At 61.4% G+C, this 20,388-nt stretch carries 18 protein-coding genes; 6 read left to right on the forward strand and 12 right to left on the reverse strand.

Going from position 1 to position 20,388, the window contains the following annotated elements; translation table 11 throughout:
* Window position 1: 1 nt before the first annotated feature.
* Window positions 2-472 (reverse strand): tRNA (adenosine(37)-N6)-threonylcarbamoyltransferase complex ATPase subunit type 1 TsaE, encoded by a 471-nt coding sequence (gene tsaE / locus C9383_RS13140; protein ID WP_090367145.1) that lies wholly within the window; start codon window positions 470-472, stop codon window positions 2-4.
* Window positions 460-1,320, reverse strand: a complete 861-nt coding sequence (locus tag C9383_RS13145; RefSeq protein ID WP_090367148.1) for an NAD(P)H-hydrate dehydratase — start codon at window positions 1,318-1,320, stop codon at window positions 460-462. Before C9383_RS13145 ends, tsaE begins: the two co-directional genes overlap by 13 nt.
* 63 nt (window positions 1,321-1,383) lie before the next feature.
* On the opposite strand from C9383_RS13145, the gene queG reads away from it, so the two are divergent.
* Window positions 1,384-2,466, forward strand: a complete 1,083-nt coding sequence (gene queG / locus C9383_RS13150) for a tRNA epoxyqueuosine(34) reductase QueG (RefSeq protein ID WP_060755110.1) — start codon at window positions 1,384-1,386, stop codon at window positions 2,464-2,466.
* Here queG and C9383_RS13155 read toward each other — a convergent pair.
* Both C9383_RS13155 and orn read right to left on the reverse strand, forming a co-directional pair.
* Window positions 2,445-3,059: a trimeric intracellular cation channel family protein gene (locus C9383_RS13155; RefSeq protein ID WP_060755111.1), complete on the reverse strand. Its 615-nt coding sequence runs from the start codon at window positions 3,057-3,059 to the stop codon at window positions 2,445-2,447. The two genes, queG and C9383_RS13155, sit on opposite strands and share 22 nt — an antisense overlap.
* 16 nt (window positions 3,060-3,075) lie before the next feature.
* The gene (gene orn, locus C9383_RS13160; RefSeq protein WP_034105723.1) at window positions 3,076-3,618 is read right to left on the reverse strand and encodes an oligoribonuclease; all 543 of its coding nucleotides are present in this window, start codon (window positions 3,616-3,618) and stop codon (window positions 3,076-3,078) included.
* A 108-nt stretch (window positions 3,619-3,726) separates the two neighbouring features.
* On the opposite strand from orn, the gene rsgA reads away from it, so the two are divergent.
* Window positions 3,727-4,758 (forward strand): small ribosomal subunit biogenesis GTPase RsgA, encoded by a 1,032-nt coding sequence (gene rsgA / locus C9383_RS13165; RefSeq protein ID WP_090367150.1) that lies wholly within the window; start codon window positions 3,727-3,729, stop codon window positions 4,756-4,758.
* A gap of 49 nt (window positions 4,759-4,807) precedes the next feature.
* Here the strand turns inward: rsgA and motB are convergent, their stop codons facing one another.
* Together motB and motA are read right to left on the reverse strand one after the other, a co-directional pair.
* A complete protein-coding gene (gene motB / locus C9383_RS13170; protein WP_090367151.1) occupies window positions 4,808-5,830 on the reverse strand; it encodes a flagellar motor protein MotB in 1,023 nt (340 codons plus the stop codon).
* A 3-nt stretch (window positions 5,831-5,833) separates the two neighbouring features.
* Window positions 5,834-6,685: a flagellar motor stator protein MotA gene (motA, locus tag C9383_RS13175; protein ID WP_060755115.1), complete on the reverse strand. Its 852-nt coding sequence runs from the start codon at window positions 6,683-6,685 to the stop codon at window positions 5,834-5,836.
* Window positions 6,686-6,852: 167 nt separating this feature from the next.
* Between motA and C9383_RS13180 the strand changes: the two genes are divergently transcribed.
* The 3 genes from C9383_RS13180 to asd are packed head-to-tail and all read left to right on the forward strand — an operon-like array spanning window position 6,853 to window position 10,138.
* Complete coding sequence (locus C9383_RS13180) at window positions 6,853-8,388, forward strand: HDOD domain-containing protein (protein ID WP_090367153.1); 1,536 nt, start codon at window positions 6,853-6,855, stop codon at window positions 8,386-8,388.
* Window positions 8,389-8,445: 57 nt separating this feature from the next.
* On the forward strand, window positions 8,446-9,261 hold the full coding sequence (gene rhdA / locus C9383_RS13185; protein WP_090367155.1) for a thiosulfate sulfurtransferase: 816 nt from the start codon (window positions 8,446-8,448) through the stop codon (window positions 9,259-9,261).
* Between the two features lie 16 nt (window positions 9,262-9,277).
* Window positions 9,278-10,138 carry an archaetidylserine decarboxylase gene (gene asd / locus C9383_RS13190; protein ID WP_090367156.1) on the forward strand — a complete coding sequence of 287 codons (861 nt, stop codon included), beginning with the start codon at window positions 9,278-9,280 and terminating at the stop codon, window positions 10,136-10,138.
* 138 nt (window positions 10,139-10,276) lie between these two features.
* Here the strand turns inward: asd and serB are convergent, their stop codons facing one another.
* The gene (gene serB, locus C9383_RS13195) at window positions 10,277-11,491 is read right to left on the reverse strand and encodes a phosphoserine phosphatase SerB (protein ID WP_090367158.1); all 1,215 of its coding nucleotides are present in this window, start codon (window positions 11,489-11,491) and stop codon (window positions 10,277-10,279) included.
* A gap of 133 nt (window positions 11,492-11,624) precedes the next feature.
* Here serB and C9383_RS13200 point away from each other — a divergent pair, with 133 nt between their 5' ends.
* Complete coding sequence (locus C9383_RS13200; protein WP_090367160.1) at window positions 11,625-13,154, forward strand: HAMP domain-containing protein; 1,530 nt, start codon at window positions 11,625-11,627, stop codon at window positions 13,152-13,154.
* 191 nt (window positions 13,155-13,345) lie between these two features.
* On the opposite strand, the gene C9383_RS13205 is transcribed toward C9383_RS13200, so the two are convergent.
* The 5 genes from C9383_RS13205 to C9383_RS13225 all read right to left on the reverse strand — a co-directional run bounded on the left by C9383_RS13205 (window position 13,346) and on the right by C9383_RS13225 (window position 20,119).
* Window positions 13,346-14,056 carry a PqiC family protein gene (locus tag C9383_RS13205; protein WP_090367162.1) on the reverse strand — a complete coding sequence of 237 codons (711 nt, stop codon included), beginning with the start codon at window positions 14,054-14,056 and terminating at the stop codon, window positions 13,346-13,348.
* Window positions 14,057-14,228: 172 nt separating this feature from the next.
* On the reverse strand, window positions 14,229-16,493 hold the full coding sequence (gene parC / locus C9383_RS13210; RefSeq protein WP_060755122.1) for a DNA topoisomerase IV subunit A: 2,265 nt from the start codon (window positions 16,491-16,493) through the stop codon (window positions 14,229-14,231).
* A gap of 73 nt (window positions 16,494-16,566) precedes the next feature.
* On the reverse strand, window positions 16,567-17,562 hold the full coding sequence (locus C9383_RS13215) for an esterase-like activity of phytase family protein (RefSeq protein ID WP_090367164.1): 996 nt from the start codon (window positions 17,560-17,562) through the stop codon (window positions 16,567-16,569).
* Window positions 17,562-19,466 (reverse strand): DNA topoisomerase IV subunit B, encoded by a 1,905-nt coding sequence (gene parE / locus C9383_RS13220; protein ID WP_090367166.1) that lies wholly within the window; start codon window positions 19,464-19,466, stop codon window positions 17,562-17,564. The genes C9383_RS13215 and parE overlap by 1 nt, the downstream gene beginning before the upstream one ends.
* A 44-nt stretch (window positions 19,467-19,510) precedes the next feature.
* On the reverse strand, window positions 19,511-20,119 hold the full coding sequence (locus tag C9383_RS13225; protein ID WP_060755125.1) for a YqiA/YcfP family alpha/beta fold hydrolase: 609 nt from the start codon (window positions 20,117-20,119) through the stop codon (window positions 19,511-19,513).
* Window positions 20,120-20,388: the final 269 nt, after the last annotated feature.

Here is a 20,388-nt window from a genome sequence, read left to right on the forward strand (position 1 = left end):
ATTATTTGAATTCCAATGCCAAAGCGGCGCACCAGGACTGGCCGCGCACGCTTTGGGGCAACAACTTCAACTGACGTCCTGATTCATGCGGCGTAATGGTAATGGTCAGGTCCGGCTTTGGCAAAAAGCCTGTGCCTTTATCTGGCCACTCGATCAGGCACAACGCGTCTTCGTCGAAATAATCCCGGATGCCCATGTACTCCAGCTCTTCGGGATCGACCAGGCGATAAAGGTCGAAATGGAAAGCTCGCACCTGGCCAATTTCGTAGGGCTCTACCAGCGTGAACGTCGGGCTTTTAACCGCGCCAGTGTGGCCCAAGCCACGAATGATGCCGCGCGAGAGCGTGGTTTTGCCCGCCCCCAGGTCACCCTCAAGAAAAATCAGCCCGGTGCCCGCCGTCACTTGGGCGATACGATGGCCGAAGGCGACCATTGCGTCTTCATCTGCCAGAAACAGGGTTACTTCAGACACGGCGATTGCTCCTCCAGCAATTGACGAATGGCAGGAATCAGGTCACTGGCAGCCAGCCCGCGACCCAGTATGCCTTGGCGCTCTCCCGCCGCAGCGTGCAGCCACACGGCCAGACAGCCCGCCTCATAGGCCAGCATACCTTGAGCCAGCAGGGCGCCGACCAAGCCCGCCAGGACATCACCCAGCCCCGCCGTGGCCATCGCCGGATGACCACGATCACAGCGGGAAACCCGACCGTCCGGGCTGGCAATCAAACTGCCAGCACCCTTGAGGATAGCGACTGCATTGAATTTCTGGCTTAAAGCGCGCGCCACCTTAAGACGCTCGGCCTGAACCTCGGCTGTCGTGAGCCCCAACAAACGCGCCGCTTCGCCAGGGTGCGGGGTGATGACCGAGCCAACCGGCAAACTGACACCGCCCTTGGCCAGTTGATTCAACGCATCCGCATCCCAGACTTGCGGCTGCCGGGCGTTGGCGGCAGCCGACAGCAGGCTTTTGCCCCAGGATGCCTCACCCAGGCCAGGGCCAATGACAATCACCGAGATTTTTTCCAGCAACCCCATCAATTGGTTAGCCGAACTGACGCCGACGGTCATGACCTCCGGCAAGCGCGCCAGCGCCGCCGGCACATGCTCCGCCCGCGTCGCCAGGGACACCATGCCGGCACCACTGCGCAAGGCGCTTTCGGTACTCAGCAGCGCAGCACCGCCAAAGCCGTGGTCACCGCCGATGACCAGCAGGTGGCCGAACAAGCTTTTATGGGCCTGCGGAGGACGCGCAGCCAGTTGCGGCAAATGGCCGGGCAACAAAGGCTGAACGTCGGTTATTTCGTGTTTTGTCTGCGGCATGCGTCTTCAAGCTCCGATGTCTGGCAGAATTATACGCATCTCACCCGTGGTTTCCCGTGTCTCATGCCTGCTATTACCTCCGATCTGCCCGCCCTCGCCCAATCGATCAAAGACTGGGGCCGCGAACTGGGCTTTCAACAAGTCGGCATCAGCGGCCTGGACCTGGCCGAGCATGAACAGCACCTGCAACGCTGGCTCGCCGCGGGTTATCACGGCGAGATGGAGTACATGGGCGCCCATGGCAGCAAGCGCTCCCACCCGGATGAGCTGGTTCCGGGCACCTTGCGTGTGGTCTCGCTGCGCATGGACTACCTGCCCGGCGACACGCAAATGGCGCAATTGCTGGCCCAACCGGAAAAAGCCTATATCTCGCGCTATGCCCTGGGTCGTGACTATCACAAGCTGATCCGCAAGCGCGTACAGCAACTGGCCGAGCGCATTCAGGCACAGATCGGCCCGTTTGGCTTTCGCGCCTTCGTGGACAGCGCGCCCGTGCTGGAAAAAGCCATCGCCGAACAAGCCGGGTTGGGCTGGATCGGCAAGAACACCCTGGTACTCAACCGCAAGGCCGGCAGCTACTTCTTCCTGAGTGAACTGTTTGTCGACTTGCCACTGCCGGTGGACGCCCCCCATGACACCGAACACTGCGGCCGCTGCACCGCGTGCCTGGACATCTGCCCGACCAATGCCTTCGTCGGCCCCTATGTGCTGGACGCCCGACGCTGCATTTCCTACCTGACCATCGAACTCAAGAGCGCGATCCCTGAAGACCTGCGCCCGCTGATCGGCAATCGCGTGTTCGGCTGCGATGACTGCCAGATCGTTTGCCCGTGGAATCGTTTCGCCCGGCCTACCGCCGAGGGTGATTTCAAGCCACGCCACAACCTGGATAACGCCGAACTGGCCGAGCTGTTCATGTGGGACGAGGATAAATTCCTCAGCAGCACCGAGGGCTCACCGCTACGTCGCGCCGGTTACGAGCGCTGGCTACGCAACCTGGCGGTGGGCCTGGGCAACGCGCCGTCGAGCATCCCGGTGCTGGAGGCGTTGAAGGCACGCCGGGATTATCCGTCGGAACTGGTACGCGAACACGTCGAGTGGGCGCTGAACCAGCACGCTGGGCGTCAGTGCACGTCGTCGTTGTAGACGAACTTGGGCATTTCCCAGTGGAAACGGATCGCCAGCAACCGCAATAGAAAGCCGCTGAACAGCGTCAGCAAAATCGCTTGCTCGCTGGGCAGCTCCAGATACAGGCACAGCATGTAGAACCACGCGGCGAGGAACGAAACGCTGGCGTATAGCTCACGGCGGAAGATCAAGGGAATGTCGTTGCAGAAGATATCCCGCAGGATGCCGCCAAACACCCCGGTGATCACGCCACTGACCACAGCCACCAGCATGCCGTGGCCCATTTCCAGGGCGGTCATGCAGCCGATCAAGGTAAACGCCACCAGCCCCACGGCGTCCAGCGCCAGGAACAGCGAGCGCAGATGGCGCATCAGCGGTGCGATAAAGATCGTCACCAGTGCGGCAACCGACGTCAGCACCAGGTATTCCGGGTGCTTGACCCACGTCAGCGGGTAATGCCCCAGCAACACATCGCGCACCGAACCACCGCCCAGGGCGGTGACGCAGGCGATCAGCACCACGCCAAACCAGTCCATGCCACGGCGCCCGGCGGACAGCGCGCCGGTCATGGCTTCGGCCGTGATGGCGATGAGGTAAAGCATAAGCAGCATGAAGCAGTCCTTATCATCAAGCCTTGATGAAATGCTTGCGGTAGTGCTGCAACTCGGCAATCGACTCGCGAATATCATCCAGTGCCAAGTGCGTGCTGCCTTTGTGGAAGCTGTCTTTGACTTCCGGCGCCCAGCGTGCGGCCAGCTCTTTCAAGGTGGACACATCCAGGTTGCGGTAATGGAAGTAGCTTTCCAGCGCCTTCATGTGGGTATAAAGGAAGCGGCGGTCCTGGCAGATACTGTTGCCGCAGATCGGTGACTTGCCCTTGGGCACCCACTTCTCCAGGAAGGCGATGGTCTGGGCCTCGGCTTCGGCCATACTGATACGGCTGTCGCGCACCCGCTGGGTCAGGCCGGAGTTACCGTGGGTGCGGGTATTCCACTCGTCCATGGTGGCCAACACTGCATCACTGTGATGGATGGCAATCACCGGACCTTCGGCCAGGGTGTTGAGGTTGCTGTCGGTGACAATGGTCGCCATCTCGATGATGACGTCGGTGTCGGGGTTCAGACCGGTCATTTCCAGATCGATCCAAATCAGGTTCTGTGGGTTTTGCATGGCTTGATTCTCTTGGCACCTTGGCGTGGCTGCGCAGTTTAGCAGGCGGGGGCATGCTAGACTCGCGACCGTTTCACCTATCCTTTGCATTATCGACACGGAACACCAATGGCCAAACGCCAGCTCAATCGCCGCCAAAACTGGCGCATCGAAAAGATTCAGGGTGAACGCGCCGCTCGCGCCGCCAAACGTGAATCCTCCGCCGTGGAAGCGCTCGAAGGCGGCGACCTGGGCCCCGAACAAACGGGCCTGGTGATCGCGCACTTCGGTGTGCAGGTCGAGGTCGAGGCGCTGGAAGGCGAACTCGCCGGCCAGGTTTTCCGCTGCCACTTGCGCGCCAACCTGCCTGCGCTGGTCACCGGCGACCAGGTTGTGTGGCGTGCCGGCAACCAGGGCATTGGCGTAATCGTCGCCCAGTTGCCACGCACCACCGAACTGCGCCGCCCGGACAGCCGTGGCCAGCTCAAGCCGGTAGCCGCCAACGTCGACATGATCGTGATTGTGTTCGCGCCGCTGCCCGAGCCCCATGCCAACCTGATCGACCGCTATCTGGTGGCCGCCGAACATGCCGGCATTCGCCCGCTGTTGCTGCTGAACAAATTCGACCTGATCGACGAGCAAAACGCGCCGGCGCTCAACGCATTGCTGGCGGTCTACCGCACCTTGGGTTACCCGGTGCTGGAAGTCTCGGCGCATCACGGCAATGGCATGGAACAGTTGCAACAGCAGCTGGACGGGCGCATCAGCGTGTTCGTCGGCCAGTCGGGCGTAGGCAAGTCATCACTGGTCAACAGCCTGCTGCCTGAAGTCGAGACCCGCGTGGGGCCGCTGTCGGAGCTGTCCGGCCAGGGCACCCACACCACCACCACCGCGCGACTGTTCCACTTCCCCGGTGGCGGTGAGCTGATCGACTCCCCGGGCATCCGGGAATTCGGCCTCGGCCATGTCAGCCGCAGCGATGTGGAAGCAGGCTTCATCGAATTCAACGACCTGATCGGCACCTGCCGCTTCCGCGACTGCAAACACGACCGTGAGCCGGGCTGTGCGTTGCTCAAGGCCCTGGAAGATGGTCGTGTGCAGCAGCAACGGATGAACAGCTATCGGTCGATCATTGCGAGTTTGCCGGAGAACAGTTACTAACCTGCACCAACGAAAAGGCCGCGATCATCGCGGCCTTTTTGCATGGTGATTACGACTTGGGTGCAGGCACCGTAGGATCCTTCACTCCACCATCATCAAACAGGTTCAGCTTCTGCCGTAGCTCATGGGCCGGCAATGGCTCCTGCCCGGGAGGAATGGCGTTCGGGTCAGCCGGAACTTCCCCTGGCGCGCCTTCGCCAGGTTTCGGTACCGCAGGCGCCGCACTGTGATCACCCTCGATCGCGCGCTGGGCCTTTTTGGTCAGCACCACGATATCGATCCGGCGGTTGACCGGGTTGAACGGGTCTGCGGGATCAAACAATTGCGACGAAGCAAAACCCACCACTCGCGCGACTTGCGGGTCCGGATAGCTGCCCGCCACCAGCGCACGACGAGCAGCGTTGGCGCGGTTGGCCGAGAGTTCCCAGTTGCCGAAGTCGCCCTGGCCTGCATAGGGCTTGGCGTCGGTGTGGCCGCTGATGCTGATCTTGTTCGGCACCGCCTTGATGGTGTCGGCCATGGCCAGCAGGATATCTTCGAAGTACGGCTTCAAGCGGGCACTGCCGGAGTCGAACATCGGCCGGTTAGCGGCGTCGGTGATCTGGATACGCAGGCCCTCGGGCGTGATCTCGAAGGAGATCTGATCCTTGAACTTCAACAGTTGCGGGTTTTCTTCGACCTTGGTCTGCAACTCCTTGAGCAACAGTTCCAGGCGCTCCTGCTCGACTTGCTCAGCCATGGCCTCGACCGTGTCGCGCTCGACGGGGATTTTTTCCTGGGGGGCCTCGGTCTTGACCTCGGGGTTGATCGTGCGCTCAGGCGCCAACTGCGGCGAACCGCCGAGGTCGATCACAAAAGGCGTACCGCTTTCCGAGAAGCCAATGGGGTCTTTGAAGTAACCGGCAATGGCGATCTTCTGTTCCGGCGTGGCGGTAGACATCAGCCACAGAACCAGGAAGAACGCCATCATCGCCGTCGCAAAGTCGGCGAAGGCGATTTTCCAGGCGCCGCCGTGGTGCCCCGCAGCGAAGCGCTTGACGCGCTTGATGATTATCGGCTGGTTGTTTTCCATGGCTTAGCGACCGCGAACCGCTTGTTCCAGCTCGGCGAAGCTTGGGCGATGTTTCGGGTACAGCACCTTGCGACCGAACTCCACCGCCAACGATGGCGGCATGCCGGAGGCCGAAGCGACCAGGCACGCCTTGATCGCTTCATAGAGGTTGATCTCTTCCTTGGCATCATGCGCCAGGGAAGTCGCCAGCGGGCCAAAGAAACCGTAGGCCGCGAGAATACCGAAGAATGTCCCCACCAACGCCGCACCCACGTGCATGCCGATGGCCTTCTGGTCGCCATCGCCCAGGGACGCCATGGTCACCACGATACCGAGTACCGCCGCAACAATACCGAAGCCCGGCATGCCGTCGGCAATGCCGGTGACAGCGTGGGAGGGGTGTTCCAGTTCTTCCTTGAGGCTGAACAGCTCCATGTCGAACAGGCCTTCCAACTCGTGGGGGGCCATGTTGCCGGAAGACATGATGCGCAGGTAATCGCAGATATAGGCGGTCATACGCTCGTCTTTGAGCACGGCCGGGTACTTGGCGAAAATCGGGCTGGCCGCCGCATCTTCGATGTCGGCCTCGATGGCCATCATCCCCTCGCGGCGACTCTTGTTGAGGATCTCGTAGACCAGGCCCAGCACTTCCAGATAGAAGGTGTGGGAAAAGCGTGAACCGAACATGCTCAGGGATTTTTTGACCACATGCATGGTCATGTACCCAGGGTTGGCTTGCAGGAATGCACCGAATGCCGCCCCGCCGATGATCATCACTTCGAAAGGCTGGATCAACGCGGCAATTTTACCGTGGGAAAGGACGTAACCGCCGAGCACGCTCGCGAGGACGACGATGATGCCGATAATTTTAGCCATAGGAGATGGGTACTTGCGCCGTCGGGTTCATGGACATAGTGGGTGTAGCAGAAAAACTCTTGTTCTACTTATCGGCAAAACTGCGCCAGACTATAGCCCGTTAAGGCGAAAAGCCAATTCGGCCCATTCCGGGCGTGTTGAATGCATGTGATGACCGCGCCCCAACCATGGCTAATGAAACGACAGTCCCAACTGCAAAACCGACCACCCTCGCCGCTTGGATCAAGCGCCTGGATGATGTGCTGCTGCCCATTCCCCAAGCCAGCCACGAGCGCGTGTGCAAAGCCATTCGCGATAGCCGCAGTTCATTGCGAGATATTGCCGAGCTGATGCAAGACAGCCCGGCGTTGGTACTCAGCGTGATGCGCGAGGCCAACAGCCACACCCACGGCAGCCTCGCGGCCCCTGCGGAAAACCTCGAAGTGGCGCTCAACCGCCTCGGCCTCAAGCGTGCCGAAGAATTACTGGCGCGCCTACCCTCGGTGCCGGCCAATGAAATCCCCGTGGCCTTGCGCCAACTGCTGCTGGTGAGCCTGCACGCATCGCAGCAAGCCAACGGTTTATTCGGCAGTCGCCTGGCGCGCTTGTGGCAAGACATTCACTGGGGCAGCCTGCTGTTTTTATCGCCGCTTTGGCCGATGGCCGTCACCTACCCCAAGCTCCTGGAAGAATGGGAATTGCGGGTGATCCACAAGGGCCAGCCGGCACGCCAGGTCGAGCAGGAATTGTTCGGCGTACGGCTGCTGGATTTGTGCCTTGGCTTGACCGAAGCGTGGCACTTGCCGATCTGGGTGTCCCAGGGCTACAACCTGCTGCTGAGCGAACAACGCTTGCTGGTCAAGGCGCTGCATATCGCCCGCGAGGAAGATGAACTGCGCCACCAGCAGTTGCTCGACGCCGAACCCAACCTGCGCCGTTGGTTGAACCAGCCGGCCAATACTGTGCTGCTGGCTAACGGCCTGGCAATGTCGGCCCAGGAGTCCTGGACCTGCCCGCATACCGAACGCTGGCAATATCTGACTGCGCTCTACCTTCAAGCCCCCCTGGGCGACGTGCAGCAGCAAGCCCACCAGCAAGCGGTGACCAGCGCCCGCCATACCCTGATGCCCGACCTCTGGCACCCGGCCTTGTCGCTGATCTGGCCGTGGCATGTACAGAAGGTCCATCGCGGCTTGCTGCCCGCACCACCGCCCACCGCCGAAGCCTTGGCCGTATGGCGCAAGCGCTGCACCGAGTTGCTGGTTGAACCGAGCCGGTTTGCCAACGCCATGCACCTGACCACTTGCGCCAAAGAAGCATTGGTGGCGAGCGGCATGCAACGGGTGCTGCTGTTCATGGCCGACCGCGCCTTGAGTACCTTGCGCGTGCATCAAGCCGAAGGGTTGCCCAAGGACGCCGCAAACCTGAGCCTGGACGTGGTCAACAGCACGCTGCTGCAACGGCTTTTGGAAAAGTCCGCGCAGGTGCGTCTCACACCCGACAACCACGCACAGTTCTCTACGCTGCTGCCGCCAGTGCTGCGTCGCCTGTTTACCGGCGAACACCTGTTGTTGCGCTCCCTGAGCTGCAACGGCCGAGTGGTCATGCTGATGGTTGCCGACCAGGGCGGCGGGCCGTTCTCGGAAACCACGGTGCAGGCCTTCGGCAAAACAGCGCAATGCGTCGAGAAAGCACTGCACAGCTTTACCAACCGCAGCACTTGATGCTTGCGCTACAATCGCCGTCCTTTATCGCCAACATTTGTGCCCAGGAGACCTCACATGCCTGACTTCTCTGGCTTGCCGCTGGTGATCGAACCCGGCGACCTGCTCGGTCGACTGGATGCCGAACACCTGATTCTGGTGGACCTCACCAGCGCCGCCCGCTACGCCGAGGGTCATATCCCAGGCGCGCATTTCGTTGACCCCAAGCGCACCCAGTTGGGCCAGCCACCGGCTCCCGGCTTGCTGCCGAGCAAAGCCGACCTGCAAAAGCTGTTCGGCGAACTGGGCCACACCCCGAACGCAACCTACGTGGTCTACGACGACGAAGGCGGTGGCTGGGCCGGACGTTTTATCTGGATGCTCGACGTGATCGGCCACCAGAAATACCACTACCTGGACGGTGGCCTGCTCGCATGGCTGGAAGGCCAGCACCCGCTTTCCACCGAGGTACCCGCCCCCGTCGGTGGCCCGGTCAGCCTGACCTTGCACGACGGCCCTACCGCCACCCGCGAATACCTGCAAAGCCGTCTCGGCGCGGCTGACCTGGGCATCTGGGACGCACGCGGACCGCTGGAATATTCCGGCGAGAAAGTCCTCGCCGCCAAGGGCGGTCACATTCCCGGCGCGGTGAACTTCGAATGGACTGCCGGCATGGACAAGGCACGCAACCTGCGCATCCGTCGTGACATGCCGCAGATCCTCGAAGACCTCGGGCTGACCCGCGACAAAGAAATCATCACCCACTGCCAGACTCACCATCGCTCTGGCTTCACCTACCTGGTGGCCAAGGCGCTCGGTTATCCGCGAGTCAAAGGTTATGCCGGTTCCTGGGGCGAATGGGGCAACCACCCCGACACCCCCGTTGAGATTTAAGGTTTAAGGACAGTCAATGAAAAAGCAGTTATTCATCCTCAGCCAGTACCTGTTGCCGCACCACTTGCTATCGCGCCTGGCCGGGTGCATTGCCGAGTGTCGCGTGCGCTGGTTCAAGAATGCCTTCACCCAATGGTTTGCCAAGCGCTATCAAGTGGACATGTCCCAGGCCCTGGTTGAAGACCTGACCGCCTACGAGCACTTCAACGCCTTCTTCACCCGCGCGCTGAAAGACGGTGCCCGCCCGCTGGATCAAACCCAAGGCGCAGTGCTCAGCCCTGCCGATGGAGCGGTCAGCCAGCTAGGCCCTATCGAACACGGCCGCGTGTTCCAGGCCAAGGGCCACAGCTTCAGCGTGGTGGAACTGTTGGGTGGTGATACAGCGGTTGCTGCGCCGTTCATGGGCGGCGATTTCGCCACGATCTACCTGTCGCCCAAAGACTACCACCGCGTGCACATGCCCCTGGCCGGTACGTTGCGTGAGATGGTGTATGTGCCCGGGCGGATTTTCTCGGTGAACCAGACCACGGCTGAAAACGTGCCGGAGCTGTTTGCGCGTAACGAGCGTGTTGTCTGCCTGTTCGACACCGAACGCGGCCCGATGGCGGTGGTGCTGGTGGGTGCAATGATCGTGGCGTCGATTGAAACCGTGTGGGCAGGCCTGGTGACACCACCGAAACGCGAGCTGAAAACCTTCCGCTACGACGAAGCCGCGCGTGCGCCGATTCACTTGGAGAAAGGTGCGGAGCTGGGCCGCTTCAAGCTGGGTTCGACCGCCATCGTGCTGTTCGGGCCGGATCAGGTGAAGTGGGCTGAAGAACTGGTGGCAGGTTCGCCGGTGCAGATGGGCCAGGGTATTGGTTCACCTAAAGCCTGACCTGAAGCCGACGAAAATCAAATGTGAGAGGGGGCTTGCTCCCGATAGCATCAGTCAGTACATCTGTTGACTGAATCACCGCTATCGGGAGCAAGCCCCCTCCCACATTTTTGCTTGTATTCCTATAGTGAGAGCCGCTTAGAGCTGACCATCGCGGTCGCGAAAGCCCAGTAGATACAACACGCCATCCAACCCCAGGGTCGAAATCGCCTGCTTGGCCGATTGCTTGACCAGCGGCTTGGCGCGGAACGCCACACCCAACCCGGCAATCGCCAGCATCGGCAAGTCATTGGCGCCGTCGCCGACCGCAATGGTCTGCTCCAGGCGCAAACCTTCCTTATGGGCCAATTCCTTCAGCAGGTCGGCCTTGCGCTGCGCATCGACAATCGGCTCTACCGCCACGCCGGTCACCTTGCCATCCACCACTTCCAATTCGTTGGCGAACACATAGTCGATACCCAGCTTGGCCTGCAGTTGCTTGGCAAAGTAGGTGAAGCCGCCGGACAGGATCGCGGTTTTGTAACCCAGGCGCTTGAGTTCAGCGAACAGGGTTTCAGCGCCTTCGGTCAATCGCAGCGAAGCACCGATCGAATCCAGCACGCTCACGTCCAGCCCCTTGAGCAGCGCCAGACGCTCCTTGAAACTGGCACGGAAATCCAGCTCGCCGGCCATGGCGCGCTCGGTAATCTCGGAGACCTGCTCGCCCACACCGGCGGCCTTGGCCAACTCGTCAATCACTTCGGCCTCGATCAGCGTGGAGTCCATGTCGAACACCGCCAGGCGACGATTGCGGCGGAACAGCGAATCTTCCTGGAAGGCGATGTCGACATTCAGCGCCTGGGCCACGCTCAGGAATTCGGCGCGTAATGCCTGCGGGTCAGCCGGCTCGCCGCGCACAGAGAACTCGATGCAGCCCTTGCCTTTGTCGGCTGGCGTGTCCAGGGGCATACGACCCGACAGACGGTCGATGTGGTCGATATTCAAACCATACTGGGCAGTGATCGAACTGACGCGCTGCAATTGTTCAGCCGTCACCTTGCGGGTCAACAGGGTCACGATGTGGCGTTTTTTGCCCTGACCGTCGACCCAATGCTGGTAGTCCTCTTCGGACACGGGGGTGAATCGCACCTGTTGATCGAGCTTGTATGCCGTAAACAGGATGTCCTTGAGTACCGAGGACGCCTGCTCGGTGCTCGGGATTTCGACAAGGATGCCGAAGGACAAGGTGTCGTGGATCACCGCCTGACCGATGTCGAGAATGTTCACACCACCCTGGGCCAGCACGCCGGTAATGGCTGCGGTGAGACCCGGGCGGTCTTCACCGGTGATGTTTATCAGGACAATTTCGCGCAAAGCGCACCCCCAGGCTGGAAAAAAACCGCATTCTACCCACTTTCAGTGACCATCGGGCACAGCCAGCGCTTTGCCGGCCCTAGGGCTATCGCTATACTGCGCGTCAACTTCACGGACCAAGAGCCGAGCGCAAGTGAACCGGCCCACGCCAGTAAAAACCGATAACTTCTTCCTGCTGATCTTCCGGGCACTGCGCCACCGCCGTGTGCCGATCGCATTACGCATCGCCAGCCATAACGTGATCCTGGTCGCCCTGGCCTTGGTGATCTACGCCTGCGTGATGGGTTTGCAGTTCAAGCAGGCCATGCACGAACAAGCTGACGCGCTGGGCGCGAGCCTGACAACCCAGACCGCCACGTCGGCGACTGAGTTGCTGGTGTCCAACGACATCCTCAGCCTGAACGTGCTGCTCAATAACCTGACCAAGAACCCGCTGGTGGCTCACGCCGCTATCTACAGTGTGGATAACCGGATCATGGCCGAAGCCGGGCAGCGCCCGAAAAACGGCCTGTTGGGTGAGGCCGAGGGGCTGTACCAGAGCAACATCACGTTCCAGGACGTGAAGGCCGGCCAGTTGCGTATCAGCCTGGATATGCAGCAATTCCAGCAGCCGATGACCATCAGCCTGCAAAGCATGGGCATTCTCAGTGCGATCCTGTTGGCACTGGCCCTGGCCTTGAGCTTGCGCCTGGGTCGGCATATCTCCACGCCGCTGATGCAGTTGCGCATCTGGCTGCGGGATATCGACGAACATACCCCGGCCACCGACCGCCAGGACGAAATCGGCGATCTCGCTCGCCAGCTTCACGCCAGCTTCGCCCCGGAGCCGGTGGTGCGCGAACCTGAGCCGGAACCCGAGCCCGAATACAACGAGGCCGATGAGCCCGAGTTTGAAGTACGCGACCTGCGTGACCCAGGCTTTGATGACAGCGCCCCGGTAGCCGGGCTGAAGGCAATGCCGCGCCACGTGGTCAAGGCTGAAGAAGACGAACTGGACGACGAAGACCCGTTCGCCGACTTGCGCGACACGTCGGCCACTGCGCCAGTCACGGCCCCCAAGCCGGTCCCCGTGAAGAACGCCGAGCCCCAGCACAGCGCGGTATTGGCGGTACAACTGGGTGCCCAGGACCAACTGCGTCGCCTGCCCCGCGCCCGCCTGACGGAATTGCTCGAACGCTACCGTGACTGTCTCGACCAGGCCGCCTCGCTGTATCAAAGCGAGTTGCACACCCTGAACGATGGCAGCACCTTGATGCTGTTCCACAGCGAAGACAGTGGCGAAGACTACCTGACCAACGCCATCTGCTGCGGTGAGCTGCTGCGTGCCCTGGGCCATGCCCTGCAAATCGAAGTGGCGGACAGCGGCATTACCTTGCAACTGCAACTGGGCCTGACCGTCGGCGACGACCTGTTCGGCATGAGCCAGATCGACTTGCTGTTGACCGAGATCGCCCAGGATGCGCTGGCCTTGTCCCAACACAGCCGCAATTTGCTGCTGGTGGAGCGCAAGATCAGCGAAGACGCCTTGATTCGCCAGCGCGCACGTATCCGTCCAATCGCCAGCCCCGAAGGTGCAAGCTGCGTGGAACGCCTGATGGAGCCGTACCCGTCGATGCTCGAACGGCAGTTGGCGCGGATGCATGAGACCCGCACCAAGCCTTGAAACACGGCGGTGCGGGCTTGTGTGGGAAGGGGCTTGCTCCCGATAGCGGTGGGTCAGCAGCCAATCTGTAGCTGAACCACTGTCATCGGGAGCAAGCCCCCTCCCACAGTTGATCTTCAGCGCCACTCAACTCTGGCGCAAACAAAAAGGCCCGCTGAATCAGCGGGCCTTTTTTGTATCAGCGGTTCGGCTTAGAACCTGAACACTTCCATGTCCGTACGAATCGGCGTGGCCATCGGCATCTTCGGCTTGTCCGGGGCTGCCGGCTTGGCATGTACCGGCGCTGGTTTGCGCGGCGCTTCGGCGACCGCCGGCTGATTGGCCAATGGCTTGATCGCTACCGACAACTGCTGCGCCAAATGCTGCAACAACACGCCCTGGGCCTGGACCTGAGATGCAGTGGTGCCGACGTGCTCTTCCTGCAGGTGCACGATGCGGTTATCACGCACCTGGCCACGGCGATCGATCAAGCGCCACTGGGCATCCAGGATTGCCGGCTGCGAAGCCCCGGAATCGAGCCGGGTGATGGTCAGCAACACCTGCACATCCGGCGTAAAACCGGTAGGCGCAGGTGCCAGCACCACACGCTGGCTGTCCAACTGACCGGCCACCTGACGCAGCATCAACTGATTGATATCGGACGACAAACTGCCCGCCCAACGCCCATCGGTGGAACCTTGCAGGCTGCCGTCGTTCTGACGTTGTAGCAGGGTCTCGCGTTGCAGGTAATCGGCAACGACCACCGGGCCCAGCAATACGGCCATGCCGGCTGCTTGGGCAGGCTGAGCCGGACTTCCGCTGTCCAGCTGGTACAGCGACACCGGTTGGTGCGTGCTGCAACCCGCCAACCCCAGGAGGCCAGCGAGCATTAAAAATAGAGGAAGGCGTGGAGCAGTCATCATCCCATCCAGGTGGCTGCCACAAGGCGAACCACAACGTAATACAAAAAATACCTAAACACGCTCGGCCACGCCGGCGCTGGAAAGGCCATATCATCCGTGAATATGCGCCATGACTCCAGCGCCAAAGCGTCGATCTACGGGTTAAATCGTAGATCGAGCGTCTTAGTACGCCTTAAAGCGGCGCTTCCACCAACAAAGCATCCACTCGCTGGAAGCCTCGCGGCAGTTTGTTGCCTCGCCGACCGCGCTCACCCTTGTAGTGTTCAAGGTCGTCAGGGCGCAGCGACAATGTGCGCTTACCGGCCTGAAGCACCAGGGTCGCGCCTTCCGGGATCACGGCGATGTCGGTCACGTACTCCTCACGACTGGCCACCCGCTCCCCGGGAATCCCGATAATCTTGTTGCCCTTGCCTTTGCCCAACTGCGGCAGGTCGCTGATCTTGAACACCAGCAAACGGCCTTCAGTGGTCACCGAGGCCAGCCAGTTGCTCTCACGATCATCCACCGGGCGCGGCAATATCACTTTGGCATTATTCGGCAGGCTCAACAGAGCCTTGCCCGCCTTGTTCTTGGCCTGCAGGTCTTCACCCTTGACCACGAAGCCGTAACCAGCGTCGGAGGCGATCACGTACAGCGCATCATCATCCGGCAGCAGCACACACTCGAAATTCGCACCCGGCGGCGGCGTAAGGCGGCCTGTCAGCGGCTCGCCCTGGCCCCGCGCCGAAGGCAAGGTGTGGGCCGGCACCGAATAGCTACGCCCGGTGGAGTCAATGAACACCGCAAACTGGTTGGATCGTCCGGCCGCAGCGGTCTTGAAGCCATCACCGGCTTTGTAGGAGAGCCCGGTAGCGTCAATATCATGCCCCTTGGCGGAACGAACCCAACCCTTTTCCGACAGAACGACGGTAATTTTCTCATTCGGCAGCAGTTCGGTTTCCGTCAGCGCCTTGGCTTCCGCACGCTCGACGATTGGCGAACGACGTTCATCACCGTAAGTTTCCGCGTCTTTGATCAGCTCGCTGCGCACCAGTTTCTTGAGCTTGGCTTCACTGCCCAGCAGGGCTTGCAGCTTGGCTTGCTCCTTGAGCAGTGCGTCCTGTTCATCACGCAGCTTCATTTCTTCCAGCCGCGCCAGCTGACGCAAGCGGGTATCAAGGATGTAGTCCGCCTGGATCTCACTCAGCTCGAAACGCGCGATCAGTTCGGCTTTCGGGTGCTCGGCGGTGCGGATGATGTGGATCACTTCATCCAGGTTGAGGTAGGCAATCAGCAAACCGTCCAACAGGTGCAGGCGGCGCTCGACCTTGTCGAGGCGAAACTGCAGGCGGCGGCGCACGGTCTGCACGCGGAACTCCAGCCACTCCACCAGCAGGTTGCGCAGGTTCTTCAACTGCGGCTTGCCGTCCAGGCCAATAATGTTGACGTTGACGCGATAGCTGGACTCCAGATCGGTGCTGGCGAACAGATGCTGCATCAGCACCTCGTGATCGACCCGGCTGTTGGTCGGGATGATCACGATGCGGCAGGGGTTCTCGTGGTCGGACTCGTCACGCAGGTCGGCGACTTGCGGCAACTTCGACGGTTTGGCCTGCATCAGCGCAGCGATCTGCTCCAACACCTTGGCGCCGGACACCTGATGCGGCAGCGCGGTGACGATGATGTCGCCATCTTCGATGTGGTACACGGCACGCATGCGCACCGAGCCCTTGCCGGTTTCATACATCTTCAGCAGGTCGGCGCGCGGCGTGATGATTTCCGCTTCGGTCGGATAGTCCGGGCCCTGGATATGCTCGCAGAGCTGCTCGACCGTCGCTTTGGGCTCATCCAGCAAACGTACGCACGCCGTGGCGACTTCGCGCAAGTTGTGGGGTGGCACGTCGGTGGCCATGCCGACCGCGATGCCGGTGGTGCCATTGAGCAAAATATTCGGCAAACGTGCAGGCAACACCAAGGGTTCGTCGAGGGTGCCGTCAAAGTTCGGCCCCCAGTCCGCCGTGCCCTGGCCCAGCTCGCTGAGCAAGACTTCCGAGTAGCGCGACAGACGCGCTTCGGTGTAACGCATGGCGGCAAAGGACTTCGGATCATCCGGCGCACCCCAGTTACCCTGCCCGTCCACCAAGGTGTAGCGGTAGCTGAACGGCTGCGCCATCAGCACCATGGCTTCGTAGCAGGCCGAGTCGCCGTGGGGGTGGAACTTACCGAGCACGTCACCGACGGTACGCGCCGACTTCTTGTGCTTGGAGTCGGCGTCCAGGCCCAGCTCACTCATCGCGTAGACGATACGCCGCTGCACGGGTTTCAGGCCGTCGCCGATATGCGGCAAAGCACGGTCCATGATCACGTACATGGAGTAGTTGAGGTAGGCCTTTTCGGTGAAGTCAGCCAGCGACCGGCGTTCTACGCCATCTAAGCTGTCTGCGAGGATGTCACTCATGCGGGCCTCATCAATATCAGGTAAGGCGCAGCGGAACTGCCGCCGCGCTGAGTCAATTCAAAAAAACAGTGGTTCATGGCTGGGCGCTCCAGCCACCGGCCGGGGCAGCGAAACGATAGACCATTGGGCGTTTCTCACCATCGGCCCGTGGGCCGAAATTATTGTCGATGCCCACCCAGGCACCGTCTGCATCCACTATCAGGGCTTCAGCCAGGCCGTAGGGCTGGGCATAACGTCGGCTGGGCGTCAGCGCCTCGTCGGCAAATGACCAGCACAGCTCGACCTTGGCGGTGAGGGTATCGCGCCGGCAAATCTGGAACGCATTGCGCTCCAGGGTAAACAGCTTGCCGTTGTACAGCGCCAGATCGGCGAAGTCCTTGGACACCGCCTTGGCATTTTCAAACTGTGCCGGCTGCACTTCCTGGCCCGCTTCGCTGAGCAATACGCAGGGGCCGTCGCAGTCCCATACGCTCTGCCCGCGCTTGATGGCGATCAGGCCACGTCGCTCGCGTTCGGCCGCCAGCCAGATCTGATTGCCCTCGGCATTCACCGCCAGGCCCTCAAACAAGGCATTGAAGTGCAGCAACATGCCACTGGCCCGGGCTTCACGCACCATGCCAGGGGCGATTTTCAACCACTCGGCCGTCCCCGTTGCCGGCACCTGCAGCACCGCCGCATGGGCTTCGCTGACGATGTAACGATTGCCTGCGGCATCGCAGGTGATGCCTTCAAAATCCAGGTCGCCCCCGCGAATGAAGGACGCGGCCTTGGTCCGCGAACGCAAGCCCCACGGCAAACCGGAGTCAGGCACCGGTGGCACGTCGATCTTTACCGTTTCGGCCTTCCAGGTCGGCGCACTGATATCCAGGCGATAGATCTGGTCGTCGTCACGGTCCGACACCGTCCACAGCTCCTTGCCGCACAAGGCCAGGCCCGACAGATTACCGCCGCGCATACCGTCCACCGGGTGTTCGCCTACCAGCTTGAGCTCAGCCACGGGCGCGGCGACCCCTTCGGTGGCCGCCAACCCGCTCAACATCAGGATCGCCAAGGCGAAACCTGTGCGCATCAGCCCAGAACCTCGGCCAGGTTGCCGTTGGATTCCAGCCAGGATTTACGGTCGCCGGCGCGCTTCTTGGCCAGCAACATGTCCATCATTTCGGCGGTGGCGACGAAGTCGTCCAGGGTCAGTTGCACCAGACGCCGAGTGTTCGGGTCCATGGTAGTTTCGCGCAGCTGCGGCGGGTTCATCTCACCCAGCCCCTTGAATCGCGTGACCTGCGGCTTGCCACGCTTCTTCTCGGCCACCAGGCGATCGAGAATGCCATCGCGCTCGGCTTCGTCCAGGGCGTAGAAGATCTCCTTGCCCAGGTCGATACGGTACAGCGGTGGCATGGCGACATAGACGTGGCCGGCCTCCACCAACGGGCGGAAGTGCTGGACGAACAGCGCGCAGAGCAAGGTGGCGATGTGCAGGCCGTCGGAGTCGGCGTCGGCGAGGATGCAGATTTTGCCGTAGCGCAACTGGCTCATGTCCTCTGCGCCCGGGTCCACGCCAATAGCCACGGCAATGTTATGCACTTCCTGGCTGGCGAGGACCTCGCTGCCGTCGACTTCCCAGGTGTTGAGGATCTTGCCGCGTAACGGCAGGATCGCCTGGAATTCCTTATCCCGCGCCTGCTTGGCGGAACCACCGGCGGAGTCACCCTCCACCAGGAACAGTTCGGAACGCATCGGGTCCTGCCCCGCGCAATCGGCCAGTTTGCCTGGCAGTGCCGGGCCTTGGGTGATGCGCTTGCGCTCGACTTTCTTGCTCGCCTTCAGGCGTCGGCCGGCGTTGCTGATCGCCAGTTCCGCCAGGGCCAGGCCCAGCTCCGGGTGCTCGTTGAGCCACAGGCTGAAGGCATCCTTGACCACTCCGGAAACAAAGGCCGCCGCTTCCCGGGACGACAGGCGCTCCTTGGTCTGGCCGGAAAATTGCGGTTCCTGCATCTTCATCGACAGCACGAACGCGATGCGCTCCCACACGTCCTCCGGCGCCAGCTTCACGCCGCGCGGCAACAGACTGCGGTATTCGCAGAACTCGCGCATGGCGTCCAGCAAACCCTGGCGCAAACCGTTGACGTGAGTGCCGCCCTGAGCGGTGGGGATCAGGTTGACGTAGCTTTCCTGCACGCTGTCGCCACCTTCGGGCAACCACAGCAGAGCCCAGTCGACGGCCTCTTTATTACCCGCCAGGCTGCCGCAGAACGGCTCGTTGGGCAGGCGTTCGAAATCGCTGACCGAGTCTTCCAGATAGGAGCGCAGGCCGTCTTCGTAGTGCCACTCGACCTTCTCGCCGGTGCCTTTGTCTTCAAAGGTGACGAGCAGGCCCGGACACAACACGGCCTTGGCCTTGAGCACATGCTTGAGGCGGCTGATGGAGAATTTCGGTGAATCGAAGTATTTCGGGTCCGGCGCAAAGTACACGCTGGTGCCGGTGTTGCGCTTGCCAACGGTGCCGATCACTTCCAGGTCGGTGGCCTTGTACCCATCGGCGAACGTCATCTGGTACTCGTTGCCGTCACGCTTGACCTTGACCCGCACCAGCGTGGACAGGGCGTTGACCACGGAAATGCCTACACCGTGCAGGCCGCCGGAGAACTGGTAGTTCTTGTTGGAAAACTTGCCACCGGCATGCAGCTTGGTGAGGATCAGCTCGACGCCCGGCACCCCCTCTTCCGGGTGAATGTCCACCGGCATGCCGCGACCATCGTCGGACACTTCAAGGGAGTGGTCGGCGTGAAGAATGACATGCACCGACTTGGCATGCCCGGCCAAGGCTTCGTCGACGCTGTTGTCGATGACTTCCTGGGCAAGGTGGTTCGGCCGACTGGTGTCGGTGTACATGCCGGGGCGTTTGCGCACCGGGTCGAGGCCCGAGAGGACTTCGATGGCGTCGGCGTTATAAGAGCTAGCGCTGGGAGTGGCCATGGGGTCTCGTCGTGAGTCGTTCGATTAAAAAATGACCTGCGACTTTACAGTGCCGCAAAGTCGAAGGATTGATACTGATCTGCGCCGATGCCGGCAAAACTCAACATCGCCGGCAATTGCTGGGCGAACCCTTGGTAACCATGGTCGCCACCGGCCTGGATACGCAAGGCACAGGCCCGGTAATACTGTTGGGCGAGGCGATAATCCAGGGTTTCATCCCCGGTCTGCAACCACACCTGGTAACGCCCGGCGTCCAGCGGCGCCGGCACTTCCAGCTCGGCCAGGGCCGCGACGTGATCGTGGGTCAATTCCCAGGCCTCACCGGTGTAAAGATTGGTCTGAGTGCCCAGGTAACCATCGAACATCCGATGGGGGCTGACCGCCGGGTTGACCAGCAGTGCCTTGAGGCCATGGCGCTCGGCAAGATGGGTTGCATAGTAGCCGCCGAGTGAGCTGCCGACCAGCAGCGGCCGCCCCAACTGCGCAATGGCCTCCTCCAATTGAGGAATCGCCTGACGCGGGTGGTGATGCAGCGCCGGCACGCGCAACTGGTCGGCCAAGCCGAGGCTATCCATCACAGCAGTCAACTGGCTGGCCTTGTTGGACGCAGGCGCGCTGTTGAAACCGTGGATATACAAGATCGAAGCGGACATGCCGGGCTCTCCGTGCAGCAGCCAAAGAGGCGCAGTTTACAGGTAAATCTCAGTAGTGAGCGGGCTTGCCCTAATGCCAGTTAGTTAAGCGATAAAGCGGGCGATGAATAAATTGTGGGAGGGGCGGTGCGACGATTCGACTTGCTCCCGATAGGCCGCGCAGCGGCCTCAAAAATGGGCCTGCTACGCAGTCCATCGGGAGCAAGCCCCCTCCCACAGTGACCGCGTTAATCCTTAACTGACTGGCATTAGGGCTTGCCCCGCTCACT

The organism is Pseudomonas palleroniana, from assembly GCF_003031675.1.
Classification (GTDB): domain Bacteria; phylum Pseudomonadota; class Gammaproteobacteria; order Pseudomonadales; family Pseudomonadaceae; genus Aquipseudomonas; species Aquipseudomonas palleroniana.

Bases quoted from the DNA above. Each gene is read 5' to 3' on its own strand.
- C9383_RS13145 (WP_090367148.1), bottom strand. From the start codon at position 1,320: ATGCCGCAGACAAAACACGAAATAACCGACGTTCAGCCTTTGTTGCCC.
- motB (WP_090367151.1), bottom strand. From the start codon at position 5,830: ATGGAAAACAACCAGCCGATAATCATCAAGCGCGTCAAGCGCTTCGCT.
- motA (WP_060755115.1), bottom strand. From the start codon at position 6,685: ATGGCTAAAATTATCGGCATCATCGTCGTCCTCGCGAGCGTGCTCGGC.
- C9383_RS13180 (WP_090367153.1), top strand. From the start codon at position 6,853: ATGGCTAATGAAACGACAGTCCCAACTGCAAAACCGACCACCCTCGCC.
- C9383_RS13225 (WP_060755125.1), bottom strand. From the start codon at position 20,119: ATGTCCGCTTCGATCTTGTATATCCACGGTTTCAACAGCGCGCCTGCG.
- parE (WP_090367166.1), bottom strand. From the start codon at position 19,466: ATGGCCACTCCCAGCGCTAGCTCTTATAACGCCGACGCCATCGAAGTC.
- C9383_RS13155 (WP_060755111.1), bottom strand. From the start codon at position 3,059: ATGCTGCTTATGCTTTACCTCATCGCCATCACGGCCGAAGCCATGACC.
- C9383_RS13205 (WP_090367162.1), bottom strand. From the start codon at position 14,056: ATGATGACTGCTCCACGCCTTCCTCTATTTTTAATGCTCGCTGGCCTC.
- rsgA (WP_090367150.1), top strand. From the start codon at position 3,727: ATGGCCAAACGCCAGCTCAATCGCCGCCAAAACTGGCGCATCGAAAAG.
- asd (WP_090367156.1), top strand. From the start codon at position 9,278: ATGAAAAAGCAGTTATTCATCCTCAGCCAGTACCTGTTGCCGCACCAC.
- parC (WP_060755122.1), bottom strand. From the start codon at position 16,493: ATGAGTGACATCCTCGCAGACAGCTTAGATGGCGTAGAACGCCGGTCG.
- C9383_RS13215 (WP_090367164.1), bottom strand. From the start codon at position 17,562: ATGCGCACAGGTTTCGCCTTGGCGATCCTGATGTTGAGCGGGTTGGCG.
- orn (WP_034105723.1), bottom strand. From the start codon at position 3,618: ATGCAAAACCCACAGAACCTGATTTGGATCGATCTGGAAATGACCGGT.
- rhdA (WP_090367155.1), top strand. From the start codon at position 8,446: ATGCCTGACTTCTCTGGCTTGCCGCTGGTGATCGAACCCGGCGACCTG.
- queG (WP_060755110.1), top strand. From the start codon at position 1,384: ATGCCTGCTATTACCTCCGATCTGCCCGCCCTCGCCCAATCGATCAAA.